The organism is Paenisporosarcina sp. (genome assembly GCF_057785155.1).
The window spans coordinates 86,860-111,456 of sequence record NZ_JBYNRN010000047.1 but is presented as its reverse complement, the minus strand read 5'-3'; the positions used below and the strand labels follow the sequence as shown (position 1 = coordinate 111,456).

The window sequence follows — 24,597 nt, the reverse complement described above, 5'->3', positions numbered from 1 at the left end:
TTATTGGTAAAAAAAGGGTTAACGATTTTCTCTCAGCAGATTATGAGGAGGACGAATGAATGGATGAGTTAAACGAACGCGCCATTATTGTTGGTGTTAATTTAAAAAAAGACGAGCATTTTGAATATGGGTTAGAGGAATTGCACAATTTAGCTGAAGCATTAAATGTCGAGGTTGTTGGAGAAGTGACTCAAAACTTAGATCGAGTGAATCCTACAACGTATGTAGGGAAAGGGAAAATGGAAGAAATTCAAGCATTTTTTGAAGAGGCTGATGCTAATTTAGTTATTTTCAATGATGAGCTTTCTCCATCTCAAATTCGAAACTTAGAGGCAACGCTTGAGTGCAAAGTGATTGATCGAACGATGTTGATACTCGATATATTTGCGCGGAGGGCTAAGTCAAAAGAAGCTCAAATGCAGGTAGAGTTAGCTCAATTACAGTACATGCTTCCACGATTAGTCGGATTACGGGCATCTTTAGGTCGACAAGGTGGAGGCACAGGTGGCGGATTTAAAAACAGAGGTGCTGGTGAAACAAAACTAGAACTCGATCGCCGAAAAATTGAAGATCAAATCGCCAAACTTCGTCGTGATTTAGAACATGTAAAAGATCAGCGAGACACTCAGCGAAAGCAACGTAAGAAAAATGAAGTACCAGTCGTTTCAATTGTTGGTTATACAAATGCAGGGAAATCAACGATAATGAATCGTTTGCTAACAAAAACAGGTCAAATTGATGACAAGCAAGTATTTGAAAAAGATATGCTTTTTGCAACACTTGAAACATCTGTGCGCCAAATTCGTTTACCAGATCAAAAGGAATTCTTGTTAACAGATACAGTAGGATTCGTTAGTAAGCTTCCAACCCATCTTGTGAAGGCATTCCGCTCCACACTGGAAGAAGCAAGAGAAGCTGACTTGTTGCTCCATGTTGTAGACGTTTCAAATGAAGAACATCGCTACATGATGCAAGTAACGAACGAAACTCTTCAAGCGGTGGGTGTTGAAAATGTACCTACACTTGATGTGTTTAATAAATCGGATTTAGCAGGTTTAAATTACCCTCATGTAAGCGGAAATAATATTTGGATTTCTGCTAAAGAGAGTGTGGGATTAGACGAATTACTCGATATGATTCGTGCGAATATTTTTGGTGATTATAAGACATGTCGAATGTTAATTCCTTATGAACGCGGTGATGTAGTGTCCTATCTTAATGACCAAGCATCTGTTCAATCCTCTGAATATGAGGAAGATGGGACGTTAATGAAAGTGGAATTAAAACAAGCCGATTATGATCGCTACCAAGAATTTGTATTAGGTAAGTAAATAAACGCATGGCCGATTTCATTGGCCATGCGTTTTTGTATGCATTGCTTTTAAATTTGTTCAAACTGGATATTATGAAGACGAGCGAATATACCATCTGCTTCTACTAAGTCTGAGTAAGATCCATCTTCAACGATGCCTTCTTTTGTAACGACGATGACTCGATCCGCATTTCGGATAGTAGCTAATCGATGAGCGATTATGAGTGTCGTTCGATTTTCTGCAAGTTCCGTTAGAGATTGCTGAATAATTTTCTCTGTCTCAGTATCGAGAGCAGAGGTTGCCTCATCCAAAATTAATATTGGTGGGTTTTTCAGGAACATTCGTGCAATAGCTAATCGTTGTTTTTGTCCACCTGAAAGTTTTAAGCCTCGCTCACCAATTTGAGTTTCATATCCGTCAGGAAGTTCAGAAATGAATTCTTCTAAATGCGCTTTTCTTGCTGCTTCCATAATTTCTTCAGGTGAAGCATCTTTTTTACCATAGGCAATATTTTCTTGTATGGTGCCTGTAAATAGAAAGACGTCTTGCTGAACTATTCCAATCTGAGAGCGAAGGGAATGCTTGGTCATATCGCGAATATCAAGACCATCAATGCTGATGGATCCTTCATTGACATCATAAAAACGCGGGATTAATGAACAAATGGTCGTCTTTCCTGCTCCTGAAGGACCTACAAATGCAACCGTTTCTCCTGCTTTTACTTGTAGGTTAATGTCAGAAAGGACAGTTTGGTGCTGATCATAACTAAAATGCACATCGTCAAAGGTAATATTACCTTGCAAATGATTCACTTTGTGAGCATGAGGACGATCCACAATTTCAGGATCTTGATCAATTAAATCCAGGAACCGTCTGAATCCAGCCATTCCTTTTGGGTAAAGTTCAAGTAACGCACTAATTTTATCCACTGGTTTTATTAATACATTAATAAATAGAACAAAACTAACAAGTTCGCCGTAAGATAAACGGTCATTCACTAAGAACCATGCGCCAACGACCAAAACTACGAGCGTCATTAGACGGGTCATCATGAAAATACTCGAATGAGTGCCAGCCATTACTTTATAAGCAACTAACTTGGCCAATCTAAATTGACCATTATCTTTTCGAAAGCGTTGAATTTCAAATTCTTCGTTTGTAAAAGACTGAACAACACGAACTCCGGAAACACTATCTTCAACTCGCCCATTTACATCTGCAATTTTTATGTACATATTCTTCCATGCATTATTCATTTTAATGTTACTGAATGTAACCAATAGAATTAGGAAAGGAATCATAATAATTGCGATAATGGCAAGCTCGGGATTGATATTGTACATAATCGCGAAGGCACCGATAAAGGTCATGATGGCGATGAAAAAGTCTTCAGGACCATGGTGTGCTAGTTCGCCAATATCAAATAAATCATTGGTGATCCGACTCATGACATGCCCAGTTTTTGTATTGTCAAAAAAGCGGAATGATTGTCTTTGTACATGAGTGAACAACTGCTCTCTCATATCGGTTTCGATATTGATGCCTAGCTTGTGACCAAGATAACTGACGATATATTGTAAAAACGTGCTGATTAAATAAACGAGAAGTAGTAGCACACTGACAGTAACAATAGTTCCCCAATCTTTAGTTGGAAGAAGTGTATCAATAAACCACTGGACAGCTAATGGAAAAGCGAGCTCCAAAATGGCTACGATAATAGCGCTGGTAAAATCGATGATAAATAACCTTCGATGGGGACGATAGTAAGAAAAGAATTTCGTAATCATGAGAGTTCTCCTTGGTGATTTGATACAAAGAATTATAACTGAAAAATAAATATAAAACGAATAGAAGCTTCTAAACACGAAAGAAAGTGAGTTATTTCAAGGCTCGAAGGTTTTTTGACAAATAAAAAAGGGAAGTATACACTGTTAAAGTTATTCTAAAATAGAGGAAAGAAGGATGTAACATGATAACAAAACAAGATATCGTCCAATCAGTTCCTCAAAAAGGATTTTTTGGACATCCTAAAGGCTTGCTTAGTTTATTCTTTACGGAATTTTGGGAGCGTTTTTCGTACTACGGTATGCGTGCGATCTTGCTCTACTATATGTACTATGAGCTAAATCAAGGCGGTTTAAATTTAGAGCAATCTACTGCAAACTCCATTATGGCGGTATATGGTTCACTCGTTTACATGTCTGGGATTATTGGCGGATGGATTGCAGACCGATTATTCGGTACAACGAAAACCGTATTTTATGGTGGTATTGCAATTATGCTTGGACATGCTGTATTAGCATTACCAGGCGGATTGACCACGCTCTTTATCTCAATGGCATTAATCATTATCGGTACAGGTTTATTAAAGCCTAATATCTCTAGTATTGTTGGTGATTTATATTCTGATAACGATGTTCGTCGTGATTCAGGGTTCAGTATTTTCTACATGGGTATCAACATGGGGGCATTTCTTGCGCCATTAATTGTCGGAACAATTGGATTAAACTATAACTTCCATCTTGGATTTGGACTTGCTGCTATTGGTATGTTCTTTGGATTAGTTGTCTTTATGGTAACGAAAAAGAAATATCTTGGTTTGGCAGGATCATATGTACCGAATCCTCTTGCTAAGGAAGATAGAAAGAAAGTATTTTCTAGAATTTTAATCGGTTTTGCAATTGTGATGCTAATTGGTTATTTCTTAATTCAACAAGGCATCATGACAATTGATTTGTTTACAATGATTGTATCGATTTTAGGTATTGTCATTCCAACGATCTTCTTCATTGTTATGTACCGTAGTTCTAAAACGAATGCAGATGAGAAATCTCGTGTTCTTGCGTACATTCCATTATTTATTTCAGCTATGGTCTTTTGGGCAATTGCTGAGCAAGGATCCATTATTTTGGCTCAATATGCAGACCAACGTACAGATTTAACAATTGGTTCTTGGGAGATTTCACCTGCCTGGTTCCAATCATTGAATCCATTATTCATCATTGCATTTGCTCCACTATTTGCATGGCTATGGGTTCGTCTAGGTGAAAGACAACCATCTACACCTAAAAAGTTTGCACTAGGACTATTCTTTGCCGGATCTTCATTCTTAGTTATGATTATTCCTGCATACTTAAACGGAACGGATACATTGGTTAGTCCGTATTGGTTAGTATTAAGCTTCTTCCTAGTAGTTATGGGTGAATTATTACTATCTCCAGTTGGATTATCTGCAACAACGAAACTTGCACCTGGAGCGTTTGCAGCTCAAACGATGAGTCTGTGGTTCTTAACGAGTGCTGCTGCGCAAGCAATCAATGCACAGGTAGTTAAGTTGTACAATCCTGAAACTGAAATTATGTACTTTGGTGTAATTGGTGCCATTGCAATTGTTCTGGCATTGGTTCTATTCTTATCAGCTCCAATCATTCAACGTTACATGCGTGGAGTTAGATAATTAATATAAAAAGAGGCTTTCCGGTTAGTCATTGAAATCTGACTAATTGGAAGCCTCTTTTTTACGACCTATGAGTTCATTCGATTCTTCACGTTTTTTTCTTTATATCTAAACAAATTTACCTATAACCGGTAAGTAATTATTGCCTAAAAATTCCCTTTCCTCCATAAAAAAATTCCAATTGAAACCTTTTCAATGTAAACTCGTAAACATAAGAACATGAATTGAAAGGATCGGTGGCTATCGTGATGAAAAAATGGTCGATGCTTCTAGCTGTCACAACTTTATCATTCGGTTTAGTGGCATGTAATGATACAGCAACCCCCACTCCGGGCACAAAAACGGAACAAACGAGTAATTTAACTCTACAAGATGTCTTTAAGAAATCTATGGAGCAATCTGAAAGTATCAAAAGTTTAAGCGCAAACATCGATATGACACAACTAATTGAAGTGCCATCACAAGAAATTTCGATGGAAACGACTTCCAAAATGGATATGGATATGGTGATTGAACCTTTAAGTTTGTATCAAAAAGGTACAACATCGATGACTATGCCAGGCATGCCATCATCTGAACAAGCGGATGATATGGAAATGGAAAGCTATATGACAGAGCAAGGATTCTATATGTTTGATAGCATGTCAAACCAATGGACGAAGTTGCCTTCAGATATGTATGAGCAAATTATGTCTATGTCACAAAAACAAGCAGATCCTGCCAAACAATTAAAAGATTTAGAAGCATTCAAAGATGACTTTACATTTGAACAAACTGATTCATCCTATGTGTTAAAGCTTGCAGCTTCAGGTGATAAATTTAATGAATTAATTCAAAAGCAGTTAGCCGATACAATGCCTGACATGATGGTAGAAGAACAAGAACTTTTAAAAGAGATGAATATCGAAAAAGTAAATTATGAAATATTTATCGATAAAGAAACATTTAATACAACAGCTTTAAATATGATAATGGATATGACGATGGTGGTTGAAGGGGAAGAGATGAAGTTGGCTCAAAATCTAAAATCTACCTATAGTAAGTACAATGAAGTTGAGAAAATAGAAATTCCGCAAGCAATCATCGATAATGCGCAGGAAATGTAATAAAACAGGCCGTCTAAGAATATCTTAGACGGCCTAATCTTTATTATTCATACTTGTTATATTAACTTTTAATAAGTAAATCCAGCAGGTGAGTTTTTAACGACTACCACTACTTTGTTTTGATCTAGTTTTTGTTCCAACTGTTCTGATTCGGGTTTAGAAAATCCTAACTCCTCGAATTGTGCACGAAGTTCGTCACCTTTTTTACGGAAAACGTTAGCAATCGAAGTACCTAACCCTTGCTCAGTAATACCAACCGTGTTCGCATCGGCCATTTCTGCAACTTGACTTGTTCGGTGATCTTCATGAGTAAGGACATAAATATCGTCTTCTAGTACACCTTTAGCTTTAATTTCTTGAATTCCGCGAATCGCTTCTTCATCCGTTAAATACTCTTTATAGGTAACACTCATTTTAAATTCCTCCTTCAAATCATTTGCTCTGACACGTTACTACTTTACCTCTCTGTACAGAATTTAAACGGAATTAGTTGAATTTCGAACGAAAGTCACATGTTTTAGACCTAGTATCAAATTGAATTTATAAAAATATGCTAAAATAATTGAACGTAAGGAGGTTGATTCGATTGAAAAAATGGTTTTTTTCTTTAGGGATTATCATGTTTATTGGCTTTGTCCTCTTGTTTTTTAATTTCACACATGAAGAAATGGTTGAATTTGATCAAGAACTTAGTGAAGCCTTCATTGGTAATGAATTCGTTCGGTTTTTCCATCATATTGGAGAACCTTATTGGATTGCATCAGCGACTCTGTTGTTAGTACTTTTTCTGCTGTTTCGACGTGAAAATTATCGTGGCATGCTCTTTGTTTTGTTTTCTGTAGGTGGAGGCAACCTTTTAAATCATTTATTAAAAGAATGGATTCAACGTGTTCGACCAGATATGCCTCATCAGTTGACAAGTTTTAGTTTTCCATCTAATCACGCGATGGTTGGATTATTATATTTATTTACATATGCGTATTTTATGACAGAAAATCACGCTTCTTTAAAATGGCGAATTGGCGTATGGATAAGTGCCATCACGCTCACATTATTGGTAGGACTTTCTCGTATAGCAGGGAATAATCATTATGGTACGGATGTTTTGGCAGGTTGGATGGTAGGTTATTCATTCTTCATTATCGTTGTCATGTGGTATGAATGGCGTACTCGAATGATGAATAAACGAAAACCACTAGCAGATTAATCAAGTCTTACGTTGAATTTTGACGTAAGGCTTTTTTTTTCTCTATTTTGGGGTATAGATTGAATGGATACCGAATTCGTTGAAAGGGTGTGGATTACATGATTTCGATTACGGACGAACTTGAAGAACTTGGTAGACAACGAATAAATGGGTTTGATGTGCAAGGCTTTGTTCGAAGTTATGGTCCTTACAACCCTTCCTTAATGTTAATAGGAGAAGCACCTGGAGAAAACGAAATAGAAACAGGAATTCCGTTTACAGGCCGTGCTGGAAAAGAGTTAATGAAATCTTTGGCTAGTATCGGTTTAAGTCGGGAAGATGTATATATCACGTCAAGTGTGAGAAGTCGGCCGTTTAAATGGGGAACTAAAAAAGAACGAGATGGAACTCTTGTTAAAAGAACGTATAATCGCGCACCTAAAGCACCTGAAATATTAGCACATGCACCATTGTTAGATTATGAAATCAAACATGTCCAACCTCGACTTATTGTCACTTTAGGAACAATCGGTCTACAACGATTACTTGGAAAGCAAGCCAAGGTTACAGAATTACATGGACAAAAATTAGAGAGATCGATTCAATATTTAGAAAAACTTGATGATGAAGGTTATAGTTGGACACAAGAAGACTATGCTATTGTTCCAACGTTCCACCCCGCTTCAATATTTTACAGACCATCATTAAGGGATTTACTTGAAGAAGATTGGCAACAAATCGGTGAGTATTTAAAGGAAATCGACGATAAGAAGTCATAGTGATTATTCCCCAAACGAAAATAAGTTGTGTTAAGGAAACTTTTCTCATACAATAAGTCCAATAGATATTATAGAAAGTAGTGGGATTATGGACGGGAATGTATTATTTGCACTTGCCTTGACGTTGTTTGCTGGACTAGCAACTGGTATAGGAAGTCTGCTTGCATTTGTAACGAAGCGAACGAACACAAAATTTCTATCTTTAGCACTTGGTTTTTCAGCAGGTGTGATGATTTATGTGTCAATGATTGAAATATTTGTGAAAGCAAAAGACTCATTAGTAGATGAGCTTGGCTCTACTCAAGGATATTGGTTGACCGTTATTGGATTCTTTAGTGGGATATTAGTCATCGCATTAATTGATAAATTATTACCTAAATCTACGAATCCTCATGAAGTGAAGGGCGTAGAAGAAATGGATATTAAGCCTACCAATGATGAATATACGAAACTCATGCGGATGGGTTTATTCACAGCTTTGGCCATTGGAATTCACAATTTTCCAGAAGGCATCGCGACTTTTATTTCTGCTATGCAAGATCCTAACTTAGGAATTGCCATTGCAGTAGCTGTTGCTATACATAATATTCCGGAAGGCATTGCAGTAGCTATCCCTATTTATTACGCAACAGGCAATCGAAAGAAAGCATTTAAGTGGTCGTTCTTATCAGGGTTAGCAGAACCTGTAGGAGCGATTGTCGCCTTTTTGATATTGATGCCTTTCCTCAATCCAATCATGTTTGGGATGATTTTTGCTGCTGTTGCTGGAATTATGGTTTTCATTTCATTAGATGAGTTATTGCCAGCGGCGCAAAAGTATGACGAAGCCCACCTTTCAATTTACGGTGTAGTTGGTGGGATGGCTGTTATGGCTTTGAGTTTATTATTATTAGCATAAGGGAAAAGTGTGTTTCTAAGAGTTCATTTAGAAACACATTTTTTTATTTACAGGAAAGTTTAAGCAATTGGATTTCAATTAAGAAAGTGCTTATCGTGTTTGCAAGCTTCTTCTTTCTCTATTGCTAGAACGATCCTATACAACTATACTGATGTGTAAAGACAAATGATGACATGTGTCAAGACAAGGGGAATGAGTATGACAACGATTAATGAAACTGAAGTGAAGTCAATTTCTCGAAATAAATTACTAGGTATAGCAGGTTTAGGCTGGATGTTCGATGCAATGGATGTGGGGATTTTATCCTTCGTAATTGCTGCACTTGCAATCGAGTGGTCTTTAACTCCTGAACAAATGGGCTGGATAGGTAGTGTGAATTCCATTGGGATGGCAGTCGGGGCATTCGTATTTGGAATCTTTGCTGACCGCGTGGGACGTAAGAAGATATTTATTATAACGCTTGTGTTATTTTCCGTCGCTAGTGGTCTTTCGGCATTGGCATGGTCTGTTGGTGTATTTATGTTCTTAAGATTTTTTGTAGGAATGGGTTTAGGTGGAGAATTACCTGTAGCATCTACTTTGGTTGCTGAAAGTGTTGAAGCAAAAGAACGTGGACGCGTTGTTGTATTACTTGAAAGCTTTTGGGCTGCTGGATGGTTAATCGCTGCTTTAATTTCTTACTTCATCATTCCAAAGTATGGTTGGCAAATAGCTTTGATTATTACAGCATTACCAGCTTTTTACGCAATCTACTTGCGTTTGAATTTACCTGATTCACCTCAATTTACAGCGAAAAGAGTAAGAGATCGTACGTTTATACAAAATATTAAAGAAGTGTGGTCTAAACCTTATGTGAAACCTACGATTATGCTTTGGATATTATGGTTTACAGTTGTCTTTTCTTATTATGGCATGTTTTTATGGTTGCCGAGTGTCATGGTAATGAAAGGATTTAGTTTGATTAAGAGTTTTGAGTATGTTTTAATCATGACGATTGCCCAGCTACCAGGTTATTTCACAGCCGCTTGGTTAATTGAAAAAGTGGGGCGCAAATTTGTCTTGGTAACCTATTTGCTGGGGACAGCCGCGAGTGCATTTGTTTTTGGAAATGCCGAAACAACAACGCTATTGATCGTTTCAGGTGCATTTTTGTCATTCTTTAATTTGGGGGCTTGGGGTGCTTTGTATGCTTATTCTCCTGAACAATATCCTGCTGTCATTCGTGCTACGGGAACTGGGATGGCCGCAGCCATTGGACGAATCGGTGGAATTTTAGGACCATTAATGGTCGGTACTTTAGTTATGAGAAATTATGATATTGGTTGGATTTTTGGCGTATTCTGTATTGCCATCGTCATTGGTGTATTAGCTGTCATTTTCTTAGGAAAAGAAACAAAACAATTAGAACTTGAATAATTTTTCTGGGACTGTCTCCTAGGTCATTTAGTGACTGAGAGATGGTTCCTTTTTCTATGTGATTAGTACCGTTACAGACGGACGCGTTCCGCGGGCATGGCTTCAGTCTCCTCGTCGCTACGCTTCTGCGGGGCCTTCAGCTCATGCTATTCCCGCTGGAGTCGCCGTCTTCCACTACTGATAATAACAAAGTGAAATTAGAAATTTGCTCATAGTATAGAAAAAAATAGTTAGAACAATTTTTTCTTATGCGCAAGTTTGATCACAAGAGATGCAAGAACTGAAAGAGACCACCTCATTTCTCCTTCAACGTAAAAGATAAGAATTCGATTTTTATTCTGAACAGTATTTAAAAATTTAGAAACTTTTCCCATATTCATCTCGTATAGTATAGAAAGGGGGATTACATATGAGTGTTAGAGAATTTAACGTTAAGATTAGTCCGAGTGAAGCGATGAATATGATTAATAATGGATTTACTAGAGGAAGCATTTCAGGAAAGTTAATTGACTACTACAAAAGATCTTTAGGCGATAATGAAGTTATTGTGTTTGTATTAGAAAAATATTTCATGAGAACGTCCAATCGAGCTTCCATGACTGTGACGATTGATAATTTTGATGGTACGACTAAGTTTCATGCGGTTGCATCAGGTGGTGGGGAAGGCGTGTTTTTCCGTTTTGACTGGGGAGCGGGAGACAGTTTTGCGAATAGTATCGAGAAGACGCTAGCAGAACACATCATAAGTTGATAGAATAAAGCTACTAAATATGCACTGCGAGGGAGAGACGGCCATGTTCAAGAGGATTGACACCGTATTTTTACCTGTGCAAGACACGTATCGTTCGATTAAATGGTTTGAAGAAAAGTGTGGCTTTACATTAAGATGGCATGATGAAGAAAATGGGTACGCAGCAATGAATATTGGTAGTGGTGATACAGCGTTTACACTCGTACGTATTTCACAGATGGGCTCTACCAAGCCTGAAAACCATGAGTGGTTCAATTTATATACAACAGATATTCATGCTACACATCAACATATGCTGAATTCAGGTGTGGAAGCTTCTCCCGTACAAAGTGGGGGGAATGTGGAGTTTTTCCAATTTAAAGATTTGGATGGCAATACGATAGGAGTCTGTTCATTTGAAGAAGATGCAGCCTGAATTTAAACGTATTTTAATCGTAGGTTCTGGAGGAGCGGGGAAGTCTACCTTATCCACTAAACTTGGAGAATTGTGGAGTTTACCCGTTATCCACTTGGATTCCCTTTTTTGGAAACCGGGATGGACACCTTCTCCAAAACCAGAGTTTATTGAACAAGTTAAAACCGAGATGGCTAAACCTAAATGGATTATTGATGGCAATTATGATTCGACTTTAGCCATGAGAGCTGAATATGCAGATCTTATTATTTTCCTCGATTTCTCAAATGTTCTTTGTGTATATCGAGCATGTAAACGAGCATGGACCTATCGTGGGACTACTAGACCGGATATGGGAACAGACTGTCCAGAAAAAATCGATTGGGAATTTGTGCGCTGGATTTGGCGATTTCCAAAGGATGCAAAACCTGAAATTGTAAAAACCTTATCTAAAACACCAGCAAAAGTATTAACACTTAAATCACCGAGGGAAGTTAATCAATGGCTTTCTTTACAATCGGCAACAGAAAAAAGAGTGAATCATCCTGTATAAAGGACGACTCACTCTTTTCAAGTTGTTTTTAAGGTCGTATAAACGACTAGACGATCCTCATAAAATGAACCTTCTTTGTTATATTCTCCAGTACAGGTAATCAAATTCAGACGACTACCGTTACTAAAGCCAAAGATTTCTCTTAAAGGAGAATCATCAACTGGGTAAATCTCTACTCGTTCAACAACGAACGTTAGCTCCTGTCCTTCATCACCAGTAACGAGCACTTCATCCCCAATTTCTAATTTTCCTATATCGTAAAATACAGCAGGTCCATTTTTGCCATCGACATGACCGGCAATTACGGAGTTACCTGGTTCACCAGGCATATATCCATTTTCAAACCATCCAGTAGATACAATATCATTCGGTACATCCATTTCACCGTTATCAAGTAGGCCAGTAGCGTCTACTGGAGCATCTACATTGATAGCAGGAATCCGTAATCGAGAAGGAGAAATCCCTTGACGTTCGTCTTTTATAAGTTTAGAAGCAGTTAGTTGGCTGTCATTTAATGTTAAAGCTATTTTTGTAGAAGAAGAGGCTTCCGTGTTGGAAACCTCTTGTTTTTCTACGGTTTGTTCCGGAGCTGCTTCTTCTGCTTGGCTAGCCGTGAGAAGAAGACTAAGTCCGAGAATTCCACCATACCATTTCTTCATATTTTTACGCCTCGTTTGAACGTCTGCGTAATGTAAATGCGCCACCTAAAGCTGCTGCTAATAAACCACCAAGTAGGAACCACTCATAAGGCATACCATCTTGGTCCGCTGTACCACCCATCCCCGTTTTAGGCATTCCGTCTGGCATAGATTGTCCACTGAATTTGTCTGGGAACTGATCAACAATTGTTTGTGATAATCCTGCTGAAGGCATTAGCATATGTGCATAAGCTTCACGCATAGAAGCATAAGAAGCTTCATAGTCACCAGCCACATATTGATCAAAAGCTGCTAATAATTGGTCTACGTGTTCAGTCAATCCTGCTTCTAAGTCTGCAGCTGGTAAACGATCTTCCGTAGCAGTAGCTAAGAATGCAGCTTGTTCAACGATATAACCATCTAATTCTTCCATTGCTTTATCTTTACCTGCTTGGTCATCATTTGCTGTAGCAGTTACATAGTCAACAAAGTATCCAATATGTGATTTCCAAATCTCTTCAAAAGCTGCTCCGCCTTCTTCACCATATACAGAAGCAACAGCTGCCGATAAGTCATCCGCGTTTGCTAATAAAGCTGCTGCTGAAGCATCGAAATCCGGGTCGCCATCCACACCATTTTGCATAGCCATTACTGCTAAACCAGCATGCTCAGTAAATACTTGGTCAAGAGCTGAACGTAAATCTGCTGCAGGAGTTACGGCCATTGAATTTTCGAATTTGTCCGGGAATTGATCAGTAATAGCTGTTGACAGACCAGCTGCTACCATTGTCATATGACCGATTGCTTCGCGTTCGTTCTTGTATGAAGTTTCATAATCGCCAGCAACATAACTATCAAATGCCCATACTAGTTGGTCAACGTGCATTTTAAGTCCAGCTTCTAGATCTGCTGCTTTTAAACGACCTTCCGTTGCTGTTTCCAAGAAAGCTGCTTGTTCAACAATGTATTCACCAAGTTGTTCAACTGCTTTATCTTTCCCAGCTTGGTCGTTAGCTCCAGTAGCTGTTGCATAATCTACGAAATAACCAATGTGAGAACTCCAAATTTCTTTGAATTGAGCTCCAGCTTCTTCTCCATATACAGAAGAAACAGCTGCTGTTAAGTTATCCGTATTTTGTCCAAGTGCGCCAGCTAAAGCATCAAAGTCTTCTGTGCCGTCAGCCCCTTTTTTCAATGTTTCAATTGCTAAAAATGCATGTTCGGTAAATAAGTGACCTAACGCTGATCGAAGTTCAGAAGCTGGAGTAGAAACACTCGTGTCTGCATTTCCTCCATTTGCTTTTGATCCGTGATCTTCTGCCATAACCGCTGTTGGAATTAATAAACTCATTGATAATGGAACTGCTAATAATCTACGTTTTTTCATTTTGAAATCTCTCCCTTTGTTTTAGTTTTTATTTGGTTTCGAATAGCTAACGAAGCTAATTTCACTTTGGATCACTTTTTTAAAAAGAATATTTAAAAATTTTATTTCTACATATAAAAAGACATCGCTTTTATTCCTTAACAGAGCAAACCGGAAAGTGAAAGAAATAGCTGACCACCTTCATATTTAGTGGAGAGCAATAGATAAGTCTGCGACAGTATTTTTACATGACAATAGAATGGGAACGAATAAAAATTATTGTGATAAGTGATACAAATGTACAAAGAAAAGAGGCTGTACAAAGTCCATCTTCACTGACTTTGTATAGCCTCAATGTATTTTATTTAAAATCAGAAGCCATTAACACATTACCTAGTGGTGTTTCACTTTCTGAATTCGGTTCATGTGAAACAGCTACTTGCGTCCAATCCTGATTCATATCTTCAGGAATAGTGAATACCACTGCACCTTCTTGTGAGTCTGATTTAAATGTGCCTGCACGTTCTGGTCCATCTTCTCCAATTAACCAAACTTGATAGACTTCATCATTGGATAGTGCCGGGAGAGAACTTGCTTGAACAACTACACGCGTTTCATCGCCATGCTTCACAATCGAAGCAGTACCTGTGGCATTACCCGCAACAGGAGTTAAATTCACATAAGCGAGTAACTGATCTACAGCTTCTCCTTGTGCGACGATATCTTCTTGCTGGTTTTTTACGATGGAAGCTAAAAAGATATTGGCACCAATTGATAACATAAGAGCCGCTGCTACTGCAGGGAACCATGAAATTACGCGCTTTTTATTAACTGGTAATAAAACCTCATCTGGCACACTTGGCTTTTCGTGTATTTCATTTGGTACTGATGTTTCACCTAATATATTACCTAATACGCGTTCCTTCATTCCTTCAGGGGGAGTTATGGAATCCGATACATAAGGCAAGTCTTCCGTTAATAATTGCCACTCAGCTAGTTCTTCTTGGCAATCCGGACAAGCTGCTAAATGCTTTTCAAAAGCATGTTGTTCAACTTCACTTAATTGGCCGTTAAAATAGTCAACGAGTCGATCACACATCTGACGTTCCATTTGGTGACATCCCCCTTTCATTCTCTAAGTGTTTTCGTAAATGTTGTAAGGCTAAACGTATTCGGCTTTTCACTGTTCCGAGCGGTATGTCGAGTTTAGTTGATATGGATTCTTGAGACAATCCATGGAAATAGAAAAGTTCAACGATGGTTCGTTGTTCTTCTTTTAAACGTGTCATTGCTTTTTTTAACACCGATCCTTTTTCTTTCCACTCTAGCATTTGTTCAGGTAACTCTTCTATAGGTACTTTCATTTGCTCTACATCTTTATCAAGTAAGCCAACTTCTTGTTGTCGCGTCTTTTTCCTCAAGGCATCTAAGGAAGTATTACGTGTCATTGTTAGAAGCCATGAAGAAAATTTGCCTTTATCTTCTGTATAAGGTGCATGTTCTTTCCAAAGCTTCATGAAGACATCTTGAACAGTATCTTCAGCAAGCTGAGCATTCTGTGTCATACGATAGGCGAAGGAGTAAACGAGTCGCTCGTAGCGGTTATATAATTCTTCGAGTGCGGATTGATCTTTATTCCTGAGATTTTCATAGAGCTGTGCATCCGTGTGCGTATTCATTTTTACCCCCCTCTGATAGAATCCTTACTTCATCATACCGAAGGCATAAAGTCTATACAACTTCTACTCTTCTAGATAACGAATGATAACTGGAAAAAGATCACTTTTTAAAAAAATAAGTTTGTTAATTCTATAAAATTATTAGTGACAATTAATGTAAGAATGTGTACCATTTGATAAAAGAAAAAGGGGATACGTATATGAATTTTAACGTACATCAAAATCCAGAAGATTTTGCAACAATTGCTGAACCTTATTTATTGAAACATGAGGATATCTACAGTTTGTTTTATGGCGTTCTGCAAGGCATAAAAAATGGGAGATACCAAGAATATTTTATGGTCTCTATTGTAGAGGATGGTAAACTTCTAGCTTTACTTCAAATGACTCCACCACATCCACTAAACTTAATCGTTATCGATGAACAGGACAAAGACAGAGTAATCGATTTTGTCGTAGATGAATTATTCAGCCGACAAATTCAAGTACCTTCAGTAGTTGGAATAAAGACGGTGATTCTTGCTTTCACAGAAAAGTGGAAATTAAAAACGGATAAAAACTCAAAAGTCTTAATGGATCAAGGCTTATACCGATTAGATCAAGTCACGCCATCTCTTGAGGGTACAACAGGTAGTTGGAGGTACTCAAACATAGAGGATGCGCCACTTATTGAACAATGGTATCAAGATTTCGAAAATGATACGGGGATTACAAAAACGCCAATTGCTCAGATTAAGGAGAGAGTGCTTCAATTTATTAAAGAAAATGAAGTATTTTTATGGGAAGATGAAGGACAAATTGTATCGATGATGAAAAAATCTAGACCATCGGAACATGGAGTTACCGTATCCTTTGTTTTCACACCTAAAGAACAACGCAAAAAGGGCTATGCAAGAACTATGGTTGCTGCAGGCAGTCAAGAATTATTAAAGACGTACGATTTCTGTGTACTTTATACGGATATGTTAAACCCAACATCCAATAAAATCTACCAAGAAATAGGCTATCGAAAAATTGCCGATTCGATTCACATCGAATTTGTTGAGAAAGAAGGAAACTAAATGGAACTAACTCAACTAAAAACGCTGTGTCAAGAGCATCCTGGTAGTACATTTGATTTCCAAGAAGATTGGCAAGCTGACCGATATATGGTCGGCGGAAAAATGTTTGCTATGATTGGCGAAAATAAAGAAGGAACGCCTATTATATCTTTGAAATGTGATCCCAATCGTTCTGAAGTTTTACGATCAGAATACAATGATATAAACCCAGGTTACTATATGAACAAAACACATTGGATTTCAATTTCACTAAACGGAGAAATATCGACTGATATGTATAAAGAATTAATTGCTCATTCTTATCAATTAGTGTTTTCTGGACTAACGAAGAAAATGCAAAGAGACATTTTAGAGGAATGCTAGGGAATGACAAGTCAACTTAAAATGAATTTGTTATAATTGGTTTAATGACTTTGAAGGGATGATGGGTGAACAATGGATAAATAATCTTATTTCTTAGCAAATAAATAAATTTGCGTAAATCGGAAATAGGATTAGTCTGCCCATTTTTCACACAACCATTGTTACTCTTCATCACTTGAGTATTATTAATGATGGTCTATTTGGGTACGTAAAATCCTTCCGAATTTAATGGAGGATTTTTTTTATTCTCCAAAATAGGGGGAATTAGAATGACTGTATTAGGTAAAATTCAGCAAGTGAAAATAGAGTACGGAGACCGGGTTATTGTAAAAAATGTCGTGTTAGATATAAAGCAAGGCAGCTGCATTGGCATTGTTGGTGGAAACGGGGAAGGTAAATCTACGATATTATCCTTGCTTGCTGGCGATCTTGAAGCAACTGAAGGAAATGTCCATTGGTATGGCAATAAACCATCAACATATTATCTTAAACAAGAAGTGGAGTCTGAATCATCCAAACCATTCGATGTGCTAAGTGGTGGTGAACAGATGAAGAGAAGATTGTCCAAAGCCTTTTCACAACATGTTCAAGTGTTGCTCTTAGATGAACCAACCAATCACTTGGATCAACAAAGTTTAGTTGAGTTGGTTAAGCAAATACGTCATTATGCAGGAACAATCTTAGTCGTTTCCCATAATCGTTCTTTTTTAGATGAAGTAGCAACAACCATCTGGGAAGTAGGACATCAACAAATAACTGCGTACGAAGGAAATTATTCTGCTTATCGGAAAGAAAAAGAAGAAAGAAAAAAAGTGCAATCGAGACTTTATGAGGAACAGCAAAAAAAGATTGCCCGAATTGATGAACAAATTGCTGCTCTTCAAAATTGGTCTTCAAAAGCACATGCTGATTCGACCAAACAAGATGGATATAAAGAGTATTTTCGTGTAAAGGCTAAAAAAATGAATGTACAAATTCGCTCCAAGCGAAAACGTTTAGAGGGAGAATTAGAGAAAGAGACAATCGAGAAACCTCTAGAAGAACATGATGTGACATTTTCCATGGAAGGTAATCGAAAACAAGGTCATCGAATAATTGAATCCAAAAACGTATCGAAGGCTTTTGGAGGCCGAATTTTATGGTCTAACTCTTCTTTTACCATCAGACAAGGAGAAAAAGTAGCCCTTATTGGACCAAATGGTAGTGGCAAAACAACTTGGCTGAAAATGCTTATGGGAGAGGAACCATTTGAAGGAGAGTTGTGGAAAACAGCTAGTCAAAATATTGGATACTTGCGCCAAACAATCGAAGACCTCCCCCTTGAGCGATCACCTGCTGAGTGGTTTCAGCCGAAAGATTATAGAGAAAGAGGACAAATTCAAACTTTAATGAAAAACTTAGGCTTTACGAAAGATCATTGGCAATTACCAATCGGCTCAATGAGCATGGGAGAGCGCTTGAAAATCAAATTAATGGCCTTCATGCTTGAGAAAAAAGACGTCTTGATTTTAGACGAACCAACGAATCATTTAGATTTACCTTCAACAGAACAGTTGGAGAATACGTTGTTAAGTTATCCAGGAACCGTTCTATTGGTTACGCATGATCGACATATGATTGAGAAGCTTTGTACTAAACTTCTTATATTTGAAGGTGAACAACTCAGAAAAATTGAAATGGGTTATCAAGATTGGTTGAGTCATAAGGAAGAATCTAAAAAAGATTTGGAATTGATGAGGCTCGAAACAGAAAGACAAGCGATTTTAGGAGAATTAAGTTTTTTGAAGAATAAGGATAGTCATTATGAAGAATTAGACCAAAAGTTTAAAGATTTAACACAGAAAATCAGATCATTAAAAGATTAGTATGAGTACGCTTTCTCTAAACTCTTAGAGAAGACGTACTTATTTTTGTAAAGCGGTAGGTATTCGTGCATAATTCTATAGTAATAAGGGTAATAAAAAAATGATATACATACGAAGCTTATAAAGGAGCTGAGGCTGTGATTCGATTCGATCAAGTAACAAAGAAGTTCCCCGATGGTACAGAAGCTTTAAAAAATGTATCATTAACGATTCCAACTGGAGAATTGACAGCAATTATTGGACCTAGTGGGTGTGGGAAAACAACATTAATGAAAATGATTAATCGTTTAGAAATCCCTACAAACGGCGATATTTTAATTGACGAAAAATCGATAAAAGAGACAGACCAGGTCGAACTAAGAAGATCAATTGGGTATGTGATTCAGCGAATTGGTTTACTCCCTCATATGACGATCGAAAAAAATGCAGGACTCGTCCCGAAATTAAAAGGGTGGTCAGATGAAAAAACACAACTTCGTGTTAGAGAGTTAATGACCACGGTTGGACTTGAACCGGATATTTACTTGCCAAGATACCCGCTTGAATTAAGTGGTGGTCAACAGCAACGAATCGGAGTAGTTCGTGCACTAGCGGGAGATCCCAATATTGTGCTAATGGATGAGCCATTCAGTGCTCTAGATCCGATTAGTCGTGAGCAACTTCAAAAAGAACTCCGAAGTCTTCAACAACGTATTCAAAAAACAATCGTTTTCGTTACTCACGATATGGATGAAGCACTTAAAATTGCAGATAACATTATTGTGATGCGAGAAGGTGAAGTCGAACAAATTGGTTCACCTGACGACCTAATTAATGAACCTGCAAATGACTTTGTTCGAGACTTTATTGGCCAAGAACGAATTAATCGTCAAAGAACTTTCGCACAACGTAAGATTCACGAACTAACTAGTTTCTTCTCACAAGCAAGAACGAGTGAACAGATCGCAGAGATTAGTTCAACCGATTCGATCGAAATTGCTATATCCATGTTAGAGAAGCCTAATGTGAATTTGCTGGCTATTCGACACAAGGATGAATTCGTTGGATATATTGATCAAACTTCATTATTAAGAGCTGTTATTGCCAAGGAAGAAGGTGGCAACCATGCTGACTAATTTTATCGAAACAATTCAAAGTCGGTCGGACTTAATTCAACAAGCATTTGTTGAACACATTTATCTTTCTTTTATTGCATTAGCTATAGGGATTGCCATTGCACTCCCACTCGGAATTTTAATCGCTAGATATCGAAAATATGCAGAGCCAGTCATTGGTGTTACAGCTATTTTTCAAACGATTCCTAGTTTAGCTTTATTTGGATTTCTTGTTCCTTTGATGGGAATAGGTTCGAATACGGCATTAATCGCACTTATAATTTATGCACTATTGCCGATTTTGCGAAACACTTATACAGGCATTATTAGTGTGGATTCTTCTATTACTGAAGCAGGACGAGGCATGGGGATGACACGGTCACAAATATTAACACAAATTGAATTCCCATTAGCTCTCCCGTTCATTATGGCCGGCATTCGAACAGCCACTGTCTTAACGGTTGGTATTGCCACATTGGCTACTTTTGTGGGTGCGGGTGGTCTTGGGGATGTCATTTACCGAGGTTTGCAATCGTATAACAATTCGCTCGTACTTGCCGGGGCGTTACCTGTAGCCCTGCTCGCAATCTCTTTTGATTTATTATTAAAATGGGTTGAAAAGAAAGCTACACCAAAAGGAATGAAAACCACTTAGGAGGAACAATGAATGAAAAAAAGACTCGTAGGATTAGTATTAGTAGCATCAATCGCTTTAGTTGGCTGTAATTCAGACAGTGGCAATGGAGATTCAGCAGAACCGATTATCGTGAGTGGTAAACCGTGGACAGAGCAATTCATATTACCTCAAATCATTGGGCAGTATATTGAAGCAAATACCGACTATATGGTTGAATATGAAGAAGGTTTAGGAGAAGTAGCTATCTTGACGCCTGCGTTAGAAAAAGGCGACATAGACGTATACGTTGAATATACAGGTACTGGTTTACAATCAGTCCTTGGAGAAAAGCTTGAGCAAGGAGAAAGTTCAGAGAAAGTGTTAGAACGCGTTCGAAAAGGATACGAAGAGAAATATGGCGTGACATGGTTAGAGCCACTTGGCTTTGAAAATACGTATACATTAGCTTATACAAAGGACAAACCATATAATGCTAAAACTTATTCGGATTTAGTGGAAGCATCAAAAAATGAAGAAATGGTATTTGGTGCACCTCATGCTTTTTATGAACGACCAGGAGATGGCTATGATGCTATGGTCGAAGTATATCCTTTTGAATTTGCTGAAACCGAAAGTTTAGATCCGAACGTGATGTACGAAGCTGTTAAACAAGGTGATGTGGATGTAATTCCTGCCTTCACTACAGACGGACGCATTGAGCGTTTTGATTTAGCGATTACAGAAGATGATTTAGGATTCTTCCCGAAATATGATGCAGCTCCAATTGTGCGTCAAGAAACGTTAGAGCAATATCCAGAACTAGAAGAAGCTTTAAATGGATTAGCAGGAAAAATTTCAGTTGAAGACATGCAAAAAATGAATGCTCGCGTAGATATTGACGGAGAAAAAGCAGAAGACGTTGCTCGTGATTTCTTAATTGAAGCGGGTTTAATTGAAGAATAAGTAAACAAAAGGCTACCCTCGGTATATCGGATTTTGTTTTAGAGTACAATTAATTAAATAGGAAAAAGGATATCAAATCGCTCTGATTTCGGTATCCTTTTTTTGTTGATTAATAGCCGGTTTTGTTCCCAAGACAAGTTTTTCTGCATATAAATTTGCACCTAAAAAGAACTTGATGTACGCAACTTTTTTATCCGTTATTCAATCCTATTTATATCAAATAATAATTTATTTAGGAATAGGGATGATTGGGGGAATGTGGTAAAATCGTAATCAAAGAAAGTGGAAAAATCTGAGAGGAGTAATATTTTGAATATCTTGAGGATGGGAGTAAATATATTAATTCCTTTACTAATTTTGTTTTTGGCTTTTGCTACTTGGATGGGTTATATTGCGGAAAACACAAGAGATTTTTATAATTATAAGTGGGTTGCAATCGCACTTTTGATAGTAGGATACATTCTACAATTTAATAAGAGGATGGTTGGATTAATACTCGTAGGATTAAGTATTTTGATGTGGTTTTTACTTTAGTTAGTTGTAGTCAAGAATCGTGTACTTATAAAAGGAAGACTTAATAAAAGAAAATGCTCAGGATTCAATCTCTGAGCATTTTTACGTTCTCATTCACATTAGGTAGACTTTTGCATGAATGTCCATAATACTTGACCCCATATTTTGTACCCGCGGTCATTTGGGTGAATGCCGTCCTTTAAAGTTGATGGTCTTGTGATATTATGAGCATTCATTTGTTCTGTCATTGCACCATGTGTATCAAAATAGGACCAGCCTTTATCCTGAATATAAGCAGCTGTCTTTTCTACATAGTCAGTAAACGTTAACCCCAATTGATTGATGGGAGGACCGAATTTATTTTCTGTACAAGGATTTGGCGAAAGGAATAATATTCGCACATCTGGCAGCGCTGTTGTGTAAAGCGAGTAAAGCTCGTCCAACGAGGCGAAAGTGTCTTCAAGCGTAACGTTTTTGTTGTGATTATTTATGACCGAGGTTTCAATAAATAACACATCCGGTTCTTCTAATAGAATCGGATCTTTCACATGATCTTCAAGTAATCGAACGGACGTATATCCCGAATGACCATGATTACTGACAGTCAAATTCTTTAGGACAGGATGCGTTTGACGTAAATTTTTTTCAATTATTCCTCGCCACGTCTTCGATTGATGGCTAGAACCAGAACCTCTGGTTACACTACTTCCTGTAACCGCCATTCTTGCTTCACCACTTATCATAGATCTGAATATTAGGTAGTCAATCATCGTTTGATCAGGATTATATTTTGGATCGTACGTTTTGATTAAGGTTTCATTTGCACTTGCTTGGTCTTGTCTTGTATCTGTTCGGGTATAGAAGAGTAAAAGTGTCCCCGCAGCAATCCAAATTAACCATTTCCATTTTTTCATGGGGGTCACTCCTTGCTTAGTTGTTTCATTAATATAATATTCAGACAATAATTAAGCAATAGGAAAATGGAAACAAACTCAATTTTTCGTTTAGGTTGTCACATTGATAGGGTATTTAATAGCATTCTTTTTCATCTTTTCCCGAGCTGCATGAACTAAATCTTCACCTAGCACATCTGAAAGTTGTAACAAGTAGATATACACATCAGCCATTTCATCGATGATGGCTTGTTTATCTTTAGCAATCGAATCTTCTGCCGATTGCCACTGAAAACATTCGAGTAATTCATTTGCTTCTAAAGAGATAGAGATGGCCAAGTTTCTTGCGTCATGATTACGACCCCAGCCGCGATCAGTGTTAAATTGATTAATTTCATTTATCAGTTCTTTCATGGAACTCCATCTCCTTCAACTAAAGTAATTACTTTCTTTTAGTATAATAAAAACAGGAGGGATAAACATGCATTTTCGACCGGTACATCCAGAATTCTTTGAAAAACCCACTCTCGAATTAGCTGAGGATCTTCTTGGCCAATATGTTGTGCATGAACATCCGGAAGGTGTTATTGCTGCAAAAATTATCGAAACAGAAGCTTACATGGGTGCTGAAGATCGTGCAGCACATAGTTTTGGCAATCGAAAAACAAAGAGAACAGAGATCATGTTTGGAAAAGCGGGTCTTGTTTATACATATCAAATGCATACACACACACTAATGAATGTTGTAAGTGGCCCAATTGGTATCCCTCAAGCGATTCTGATTCGGGCGGGCGAACCAGTTGCAGGCGAAAAATTGATGCAGAAATTCCGTGGAAACATCTCGCGTAAAAATTGGTCAAATGGACCAGGGAAATTAGCGAAAGCTCTAGGTGTGACGATGAACTATTATGGACACCATTGGTCTGAACAACCGCTCTTTATTGCGGAAGGTCCCGGAATTTCTGAAGTGGAAATCGGACCTAGAGTAGGGATACAAAATACAGGTGAAGCTGTCCATTACCCATATCGTTTTTCTGAAAAAGGACATCCGATGGTTTCCAAATACCGCTAATTACGTTTAGGAATTCAATTAGGTGGAATAGTAGGAAAGTACAAACTTTAAGGAGTGATTGGAAATGGCAAAGATTGCAACGTTAATCACAAATATGTTTGAAGACTCGGAATATATTGAGCCGTCTACAGCTTTTAATAATGCTGGTCATGAGGTTTTCACGATTGAGAAAAAAGCTGGAAACGAAATAAAAGGAAAACAAGGCGAAGCAAATGTCACGATTGATTACGGCATTGATGATGTGAAGCCAGAAGATTTTGATGCGTTATTTCTTCCAGGTGGGTTTTCACCGGATCAGTTACGAGCTGACGAACGCTTTGTCGAATTTTCTAAAGCGTTTATGGATGCGAAAAAACCAGTTTTCGCCATCTGTCATGGACCGCAATTATTAATAAGTGCAAAAGCACTTGAAGGTCGAGACGCAACTGGATTTAAATCGATTGCTCAAGACATGAAGTATGCTGGTGCTAAGTATGCGGATAAAGAAGTAGTGGTTTGTCAAAATCAACTCGTGACAAGTAGAACACCAGAAGATTTACCTGCATTTAATCGAGAATCATTAAAGTTATTAGAACAAGTATAATGATGAACAGTCCTGCTAACGCAGGGCTGTTTTTTTAA

General features: G+C 37.7%; 26 protein-coding genes. 18 read left to right on the top strand and 8 right to left on the bottom strand.

Features of this window, described 5'->3' with window-relative positions:
* Window positions 1-59 precede the first annotated feature (59 nt).
* Complete coding sequence (gene hflX, locus AC3EA5_RS16820) at window positions 60-1,331, top strand: GTPase HflX (RefSeq protein WP_488609359.1); 1,272 nt, start codon at window positions 60-62, stop codon at window positions 1,329-1,331.
* A 50-nt stretch (window positions 1,332-1,381) separates the two neighbouring features.
* On the opposite strand, the gene AC3EA5_RS16815 is transcribed toward hflX, so the two are convergent.
* Window positions 1,382-3,100, bottom strand: coding sequence for an ABC transporter ATP-binding protein (locus AC3EA5_RS16815; RefSeq protein WP_488609358.1), 1,719 nt, complete (start codon window positions 3,098-3,100; stop codon window positions 1,382-1,384).
* A 182-nt stretch (window positions 3,101-3,282) separates the two neighbouring features.
* Between AC3EA5_RS16815 and AC3EA5_RS16810 the strand changes: the two genes are divergently transcribed.
* Together AC3EA5_RS16810 and AC3EA5_RS16805 are read left to right on the top strand one after the other, a co-directional pair.
* Window positions 3,283-4,770 (top strand): peptide MFS transporter, encoded by a 1,488-nt coding sequence (locus AC3EA5_RS16810; RefSeq protein WP_488609357.1) that lies wholly within the window; start codon window positions 3,283-3,285, stop codon window positions 4,768-4,770.
* A gap of 248 nt (window positions 4,771-5,018) precedes the next feature.
* Window positions 5,019-5,876, top strand: coding sequence for a DUF6612 family protein (locus AC3EA5_RS16805; RefSeq protein WP_488609356.1), 858 nt, complete (start codon window positions 5,019-5,021; stop codon window positions 5,874-5,876).
* Between the two features lie 68 nt (window positions 5,877-5,944).
* Here AC3EA5_RS16805 and AC3EA5_RS16800 read toward each other — a convergent pair whose 3' ends face one another.
* Window positions 5,945-6,289, bottom strand: coding sequence for a YflT domain-containing protein (locus AC3EA5_RS16800; protein ID WP_488609355.1), 345 nt, complete (start codon window positions 6,287-6,289; stop codon window positions 5,945-5,947).
* Between the two features lie 173 nt (window positions 6,290-6,462).
* Here AC3EA5_RS16800 and AC3EA5_RS16795 point away from each other — a divergent pair, with 173 nt between their 5' ends.
* The 7 genes from AC3EA5_RS16795 to AC3EA5_RS16765 all read left to right on the top strand — a co-directional run bounded on the left by AC3EA5_RS16795 (window position 6,463) and on the right by AC3EA5_RS16765 (window position 11,853).
* Complete coding sequence (locus tag AC3EA5_RS16795) at window positions 6,463-7,083, top strand: phosphatase PAP2 family protein (protein WP_488609354.1); 621 nt, start codon at window positions 6,463-6,465, stop codon at window positions 7,081-7,083.
* 98 nt (window positions 7,084-7,181) lie between these two features.
* The gene (locus tag AC3EA5_RS16790) at window positions 7,182-7,841 is read left to right on the top strand and encodes a uracil-DNA glycosylase (RefSeq protein ID WP_488609353.1); all 660 of its coding nucleotides are present in this window, start codon (window positions 7,182-7,184) and stop codon (window positions 7,839-7,841) included.
* Between the two features lie 88 nt (window positions 7,842-7,929).
* Window positions 7,930-8,739: a zinc transporter ZupT gene (gene zupT / locus AC3EA5_RS16785; protein WP_488609352.1), complete on the top strand. Its 810-nt coding sequence runs from the start codon at window positions 7,930-7,932 to the stop codon at window positions 8,737-8,739.
* A 198-nt stretch (window positions 8,740-8,937) separates the two neighbouring features.
* Complete coding sequence (locus tag AC3EA5_RS16780; protein WP_488609351.1) at window positions 8,938-10,155, top strand: MFS transporter; 1,218 nt, start codon at window positions 8,938-8,940, stop codon at window positions 10,153-10,155.
* A gap of 409 nt (window positions 10,156-10,564) precedes the next feature.
* Window positions 10,565-10,906 carry a DUF6054 family protein gene (locus AC3EA5_RS16775; RefSeq protein ID WP_488609350.1) on the top strand — a complete coding sequence of 114 codons (342 nt, stop codon included), beginning with the start codon at window positions 10,565-10,567 and terminating at the stop codon, window positions 10,904-10,906.
* A gap of 43 nt (window positions 10,907-10,949) precedes the next feature.
* A complete protein-coding gene (locus AC3EA5_RS16770) occupies window positions 10,950-11,321 on the top strand; it encodes a VOC family protein (RefSeq protein WP_488609349.1) in 372 nt (123 codons plus the stop codon).
* On the top strand, window positions 11,311-11,853 hold the full coding sequence (locus AC3EA5_RS16765) for a P-loop NTPase family protein (protein ID WP_488609466.1): 543 nt from the start codon (window positions 11,311-11,313) through the stop codon (window positions 11,851-11,853). The genes AC3EA5_RS16770 and AC3EA5_RS16765 overlap by 11 nt, the downstream gene beginning before the upstream one ends.
* A 17-nt stretch (window positions 11,854-11,870) precedes the next feature.
* Here AC3EA5_RS16765 and AC3EA5_RS16760 read toward each other — a convergent pair whose 3' ends face one another.
* From AC3EA5_RS16760 to AC3EA5_RS16745, 4 genes are all read right to left on the bottom strand, one after another.
* The gene (locus tag AC3EA5_RS16760; RefSeq protein ID WP_488609348.1) at window positions 11,871-12,512 is read right to left on the bottom strand and encodes a class F sortase; all 642 of its coding nucleotides are present in this window, start codon (window positions 12,510-12,512) and stop codon (window positions 11,871-11,873) included.
* A 4-nt stretch (window positions 12,513-12,516) separates the two neighbouring features.
* On the bottom strand, window positions 12,517-13,878 hold the full coding sequence (locus AC3EA5_RS16755) for a GVDTG sorting domain-containing protein (protein WP_488609347.1): 1,362 nt from the start codon (window positions 13,876-13,878) through the stop codon (window positions 12,517-12,519).
* Window positions 13,879-14,218: 340 nt separating this feature from the next.
* Window positions 14,219-14,968, bottom strand: coding sequence for an anti-sigma factor (locus AC3EA5_RS16750; protein WP_488609346.1), 750 nt, complete (start codon window positions 14,966-14,968; stop codon window positions 14,219-14,221).
* Entirely contained in the window at window positions 14,949-15,536 is a 588-nt protein-coding gene (locus tag AC3EA5_RS16745) for an RNA polymerase sigma factor (protein ID WP_488609345.1), read from the bottom strand. The genes AC3EA5_RS16750 and AC3EA5_RS16745 overlap by 20 nt, the downstream gene beginning before the upstream one ends.
* 200 nt (window positions 15,537-15,736) lie before the next feature.
* Between AC3EA5_RS16745 and AC3EA5_RS16740 the strand changes: the two genes are divergently transcribed.
* The 6 genes from AC3EA5_RS16740 to AC3EA5_RS16715 all read left to right on the top strand — a co-directional run bounded on the left by AC3EA5_RS16740 (window position 15,737) and on the right by AC3EA5_RS16715 (window position 21,498).
* On the top strand, window positions 15,737-16,597 hold the full coding sequence (locus tag AC3EA5_RS16740) for a GNAT family N-acetyltransferase (RefSeq protein WP_488609344.1): 861 nt from the start codon (window positions 15,737-15,739) through the stop codon (window positions 16,595-16,597).
* Entirely contained in the window at window positions 16,598-16,960 is a 363-nt protein-coding gene (locus tag AC3EA5_RS16735; protein WP_488609343.1) for an MmcQ/YjbR family DNA-binding protein, read from the top strand.
* 269 nt (window positions 16,961-17,229) lie between these two features.
* Entirely contained in the window at window positions 17,230-18,825 is a 1,596-nt protein-coding gene (gene abc-f, locus AC3EA5_RS16730) for a ribosomal protection-like ABC-F family protein (RefSeq protein ID WP_488609342.1), read from the top strand.
* Between the two features lie 137 nt (window positions 18,826-18,962).
* A complete protein-coding gene (locus AC3EA5_RS16725) occupies window positions 18,963-19,940 on the top strand; it encodes an ABC transporter ATP-binding protein (RefSeq protein WP_488609341.1) in 978 nt (325 codons plus the stop codon).
* Entirely contained in the window at window positions 19,933-20,574 is a 642-nt protein-coding gene (locus AC3EA5_RS16720) for an ABC transporter permease (protein WP_488609465.1), read from the top strand. The genes AC3EA5_RS16725 and AC3EA5_RS16720 overlap by 8 nt, the downstream gene beginning before the upstream one ends.
* A 12-nt stretch (window positions 20,575-20,586) precedes the next feature.
* Window positions 20,587-21,498, top strand: a complete 912-nt coding sequence (locus tag AC3EA5_RS16715; protein WP_488609340.1) for an ABC transporter substrate-binding protein — start codon at window positions 20,587-20,589, stop codon at window positions 21,496-21,498.
* Between the two features lie 632 nt (window positions 21,499-22,130).
* Here the strand turns inward: AC3EA5_RS16715 and AC3EA5_RS16710 are convergent.
* A complete protein-coding gene (locus tag AC3EA5_RS16710) occupies window positions 22,131-22,925 on the bottom strand; it encodes an SGNH/GDSL hydrolase family protein (RefSeq protein ID WP_488609339.1) in 795 nt (264 codons plus the stop codon).
* 90 nt (window positions 22,926-23,015) lie between these two features.
* Complete coding sequence (locus AC3EA5_RS16705; RefSeq protein ID WP_488609338.1) at window positions 23,016-23,318, bottom strand: nucleotide pyrophosphohydrolase; 303 nt, start codon at window positions 23,316-23,318, stop codon at window positions 23,016-23,018.
* Between the two features lie 67 nt (window positions 23,319-23,385).
* Between AC3EA5_RS16705 and AC3EA5_RS16700 the strand changes: the two genes are divergently transcribed.
* Both AC3EA5_RS16700 and AC3EA5_RS16695 read left to right on the top strand, forming a co-directional pair.
* A complete protein-coding gene (locus AC3EA5_RS16700; RefSeq protein ID WP_488609337.1) occupies window positions 23,386-23,976 on the top strand; it encodes a DNA-3-methyladenine glycosylase in 591 nt (196 codons plus the stop codon).
* A gap of 64 nt (window positions 23,977-24,040) precedes the next feature.
* Window positions 24,041-24,559: a type 1 glutamine amidotransferase domain-containing protein gene (locus AC3EA5_RS16695; RefSeq protein ID WP_394188230.1), complete on the top strand. Its 519-nt coding sequence runs from the start codon at window positions 24,041-24,043 to the stop codon at window positions 24,557-24,559.
* Window positions 24,560-24,597: the final 38 nt, after the last annotated feature.

Coding starts and splice junctions, on each gene's coding strand:
- AC3EA5_RS16735 (WP_488609343.1), top strand. CDS start 16,598: ATGGAACTAACTCAACTAAAAACGCTGTGTCAAGAGCATCCTGGTAGT.
- AC3EA5_RS16805 (WP_488609356.1), top strand. CDS start 5,019: ATGAAAAAATGGTCGATGCTTCTAGCTGTCACAACTTTATCATTCGGT.
- AC3EA5_RS16775 (WP_488609350.1), top strand. CDS start 10,565: ATGAGTGTTAGAGAATTTAACGTTAAGATTAGTCCGAGTGAAGCGATG.
- AC3EA5_RS16710 (WP_488609339.1), bottom strand. CDS start 22,925: ATGAAAAAATGGAAATGGTTAATTTGGATTGCTGCGGGGACACTTTTA.
- AC3EA5_RS16745 (WP_488609345.1), bottom strand. CDS start 15,536: ATGAATACGCACACGGATGCACAGCTCTATGAAAATCTCAGGAATAAA.
- AC3EA5_RS16755 (WP_488609347.1), bottom strand. CDS start 13,878: ATGAAAAAACGTAGATTATTAGCAGTTCCATTATCAATGAGTTTATTA.
- AC3EA5_RS16750 (WP_488609346.1), bottom strand. CDS start 14,968: ATGGAACGTCAGATGTGTGATCGACTCGTTGACTATTTTAACGGCCAA.
- AC3EA5_RS16790 (WP_488609353.1), top strand. CDS start 7,182: ATGATTTCGATTACGGACGAACTTGAAGAACTTGGTAGACAACGAATA.
- AC3EA5_RS16815 (WP_488609358.1), bottom strand. CDS start 3,100: ATGATTACGAAATTCTTTTCTTACTATCGTCCCCATCGAAGGTTATTT.
- abc-f (WP_488609342.1), top strand. CDS start 17,230: ATGACTGTATTAGGTAAAATTCAGCAAGTGAAAATAGAGTACGGAGAC.
- AC3EA5_RS16695 (WP_394188230.1), top strand. CDS start 24,041: ATGGCAAAGATTGCAACGTTAATCACAAATATGTTTGAAGACTCGGAA.
- AC3EA5_RS16770 (WP_488609349.1), top strand. CDS start 10,950: ATGTTCAAGAGGATTGACACCGTATTTTTACCTGTGCAAGACACGTAT.
- AC3EA5_RS16700 (WP_488609337.1), top strand. CDS start 23,386: ATGCATTTTCGACCGGTACATCCAGAATTCTTTGAAAAACCCACTCTC.
- AC3EA5_RS16760 (WP_488609348.1), bottom strand. CDS start 12,512: ATGAAGAAATGGTATGGTGGAATTCTCGGACTTAGTCTTCTTCTCACG.
- AC3EA5_RS16800 (WP_488609355.1), bottom strand. CDS start 6,289: ATGAGTGTTACCTATAAAGAGTATTTAACGGATGAAGAAGCGATTCGC.
- AC3EA5_RS16740 (WP_488609344.1), top strand. CDS start 15,737: ATGAATTTTAACGTACATCAAAATCCAGAAGATTTTGCAACAATTGCT.
- AC3EA5_RS16810 (WP_488609357.1), top strand. CDS start 3,283: ATGATAACAAAACAAGATATCGTCCAATCAGTTCCTCAAAAAGGATTT.
- AC3EA5_RS16780 (WP_488609351.1), top strand. CDS start 8,938: ATGACAACGATTAATGAAACTGAAGTGAAGTCAATTTCTCGAAATAAA.
- AC3EA5_RS16715 (WP_488609340.1), top strand. CDS start 20,587: ATGAAAAAAAGACTCGTAGGATTAGTATTAGTAGCATCAATCGCTTTA.
- hflX (WP_488609359.1), top strand. CDS start 60: ATGGATGAGTTAAACGAACGCGCCATTATTGTTGGTGTTAATTTAAAA.
- zupT (WP_488609352.1), top strand. CDS start 7,930: ATGGACGGGAATGTATTATTTGCACTTGCCTTGACGTTGTTTGCTGGA.
- AC3EA5_RS16705 (WP_488609338.1), bottom strand. CDS start 23,318: ATGAAAGAACTGATAAATGAAATTAATCAATTTAACACTGATCGCGGC.
- AC3EA5_RS16765 (WP_488609466.1), top strand. CDS start 11,311: ATGCAGCCTGAATTTAAACGTATTTTAATCGTAGGTTCTGGAGGAGCG.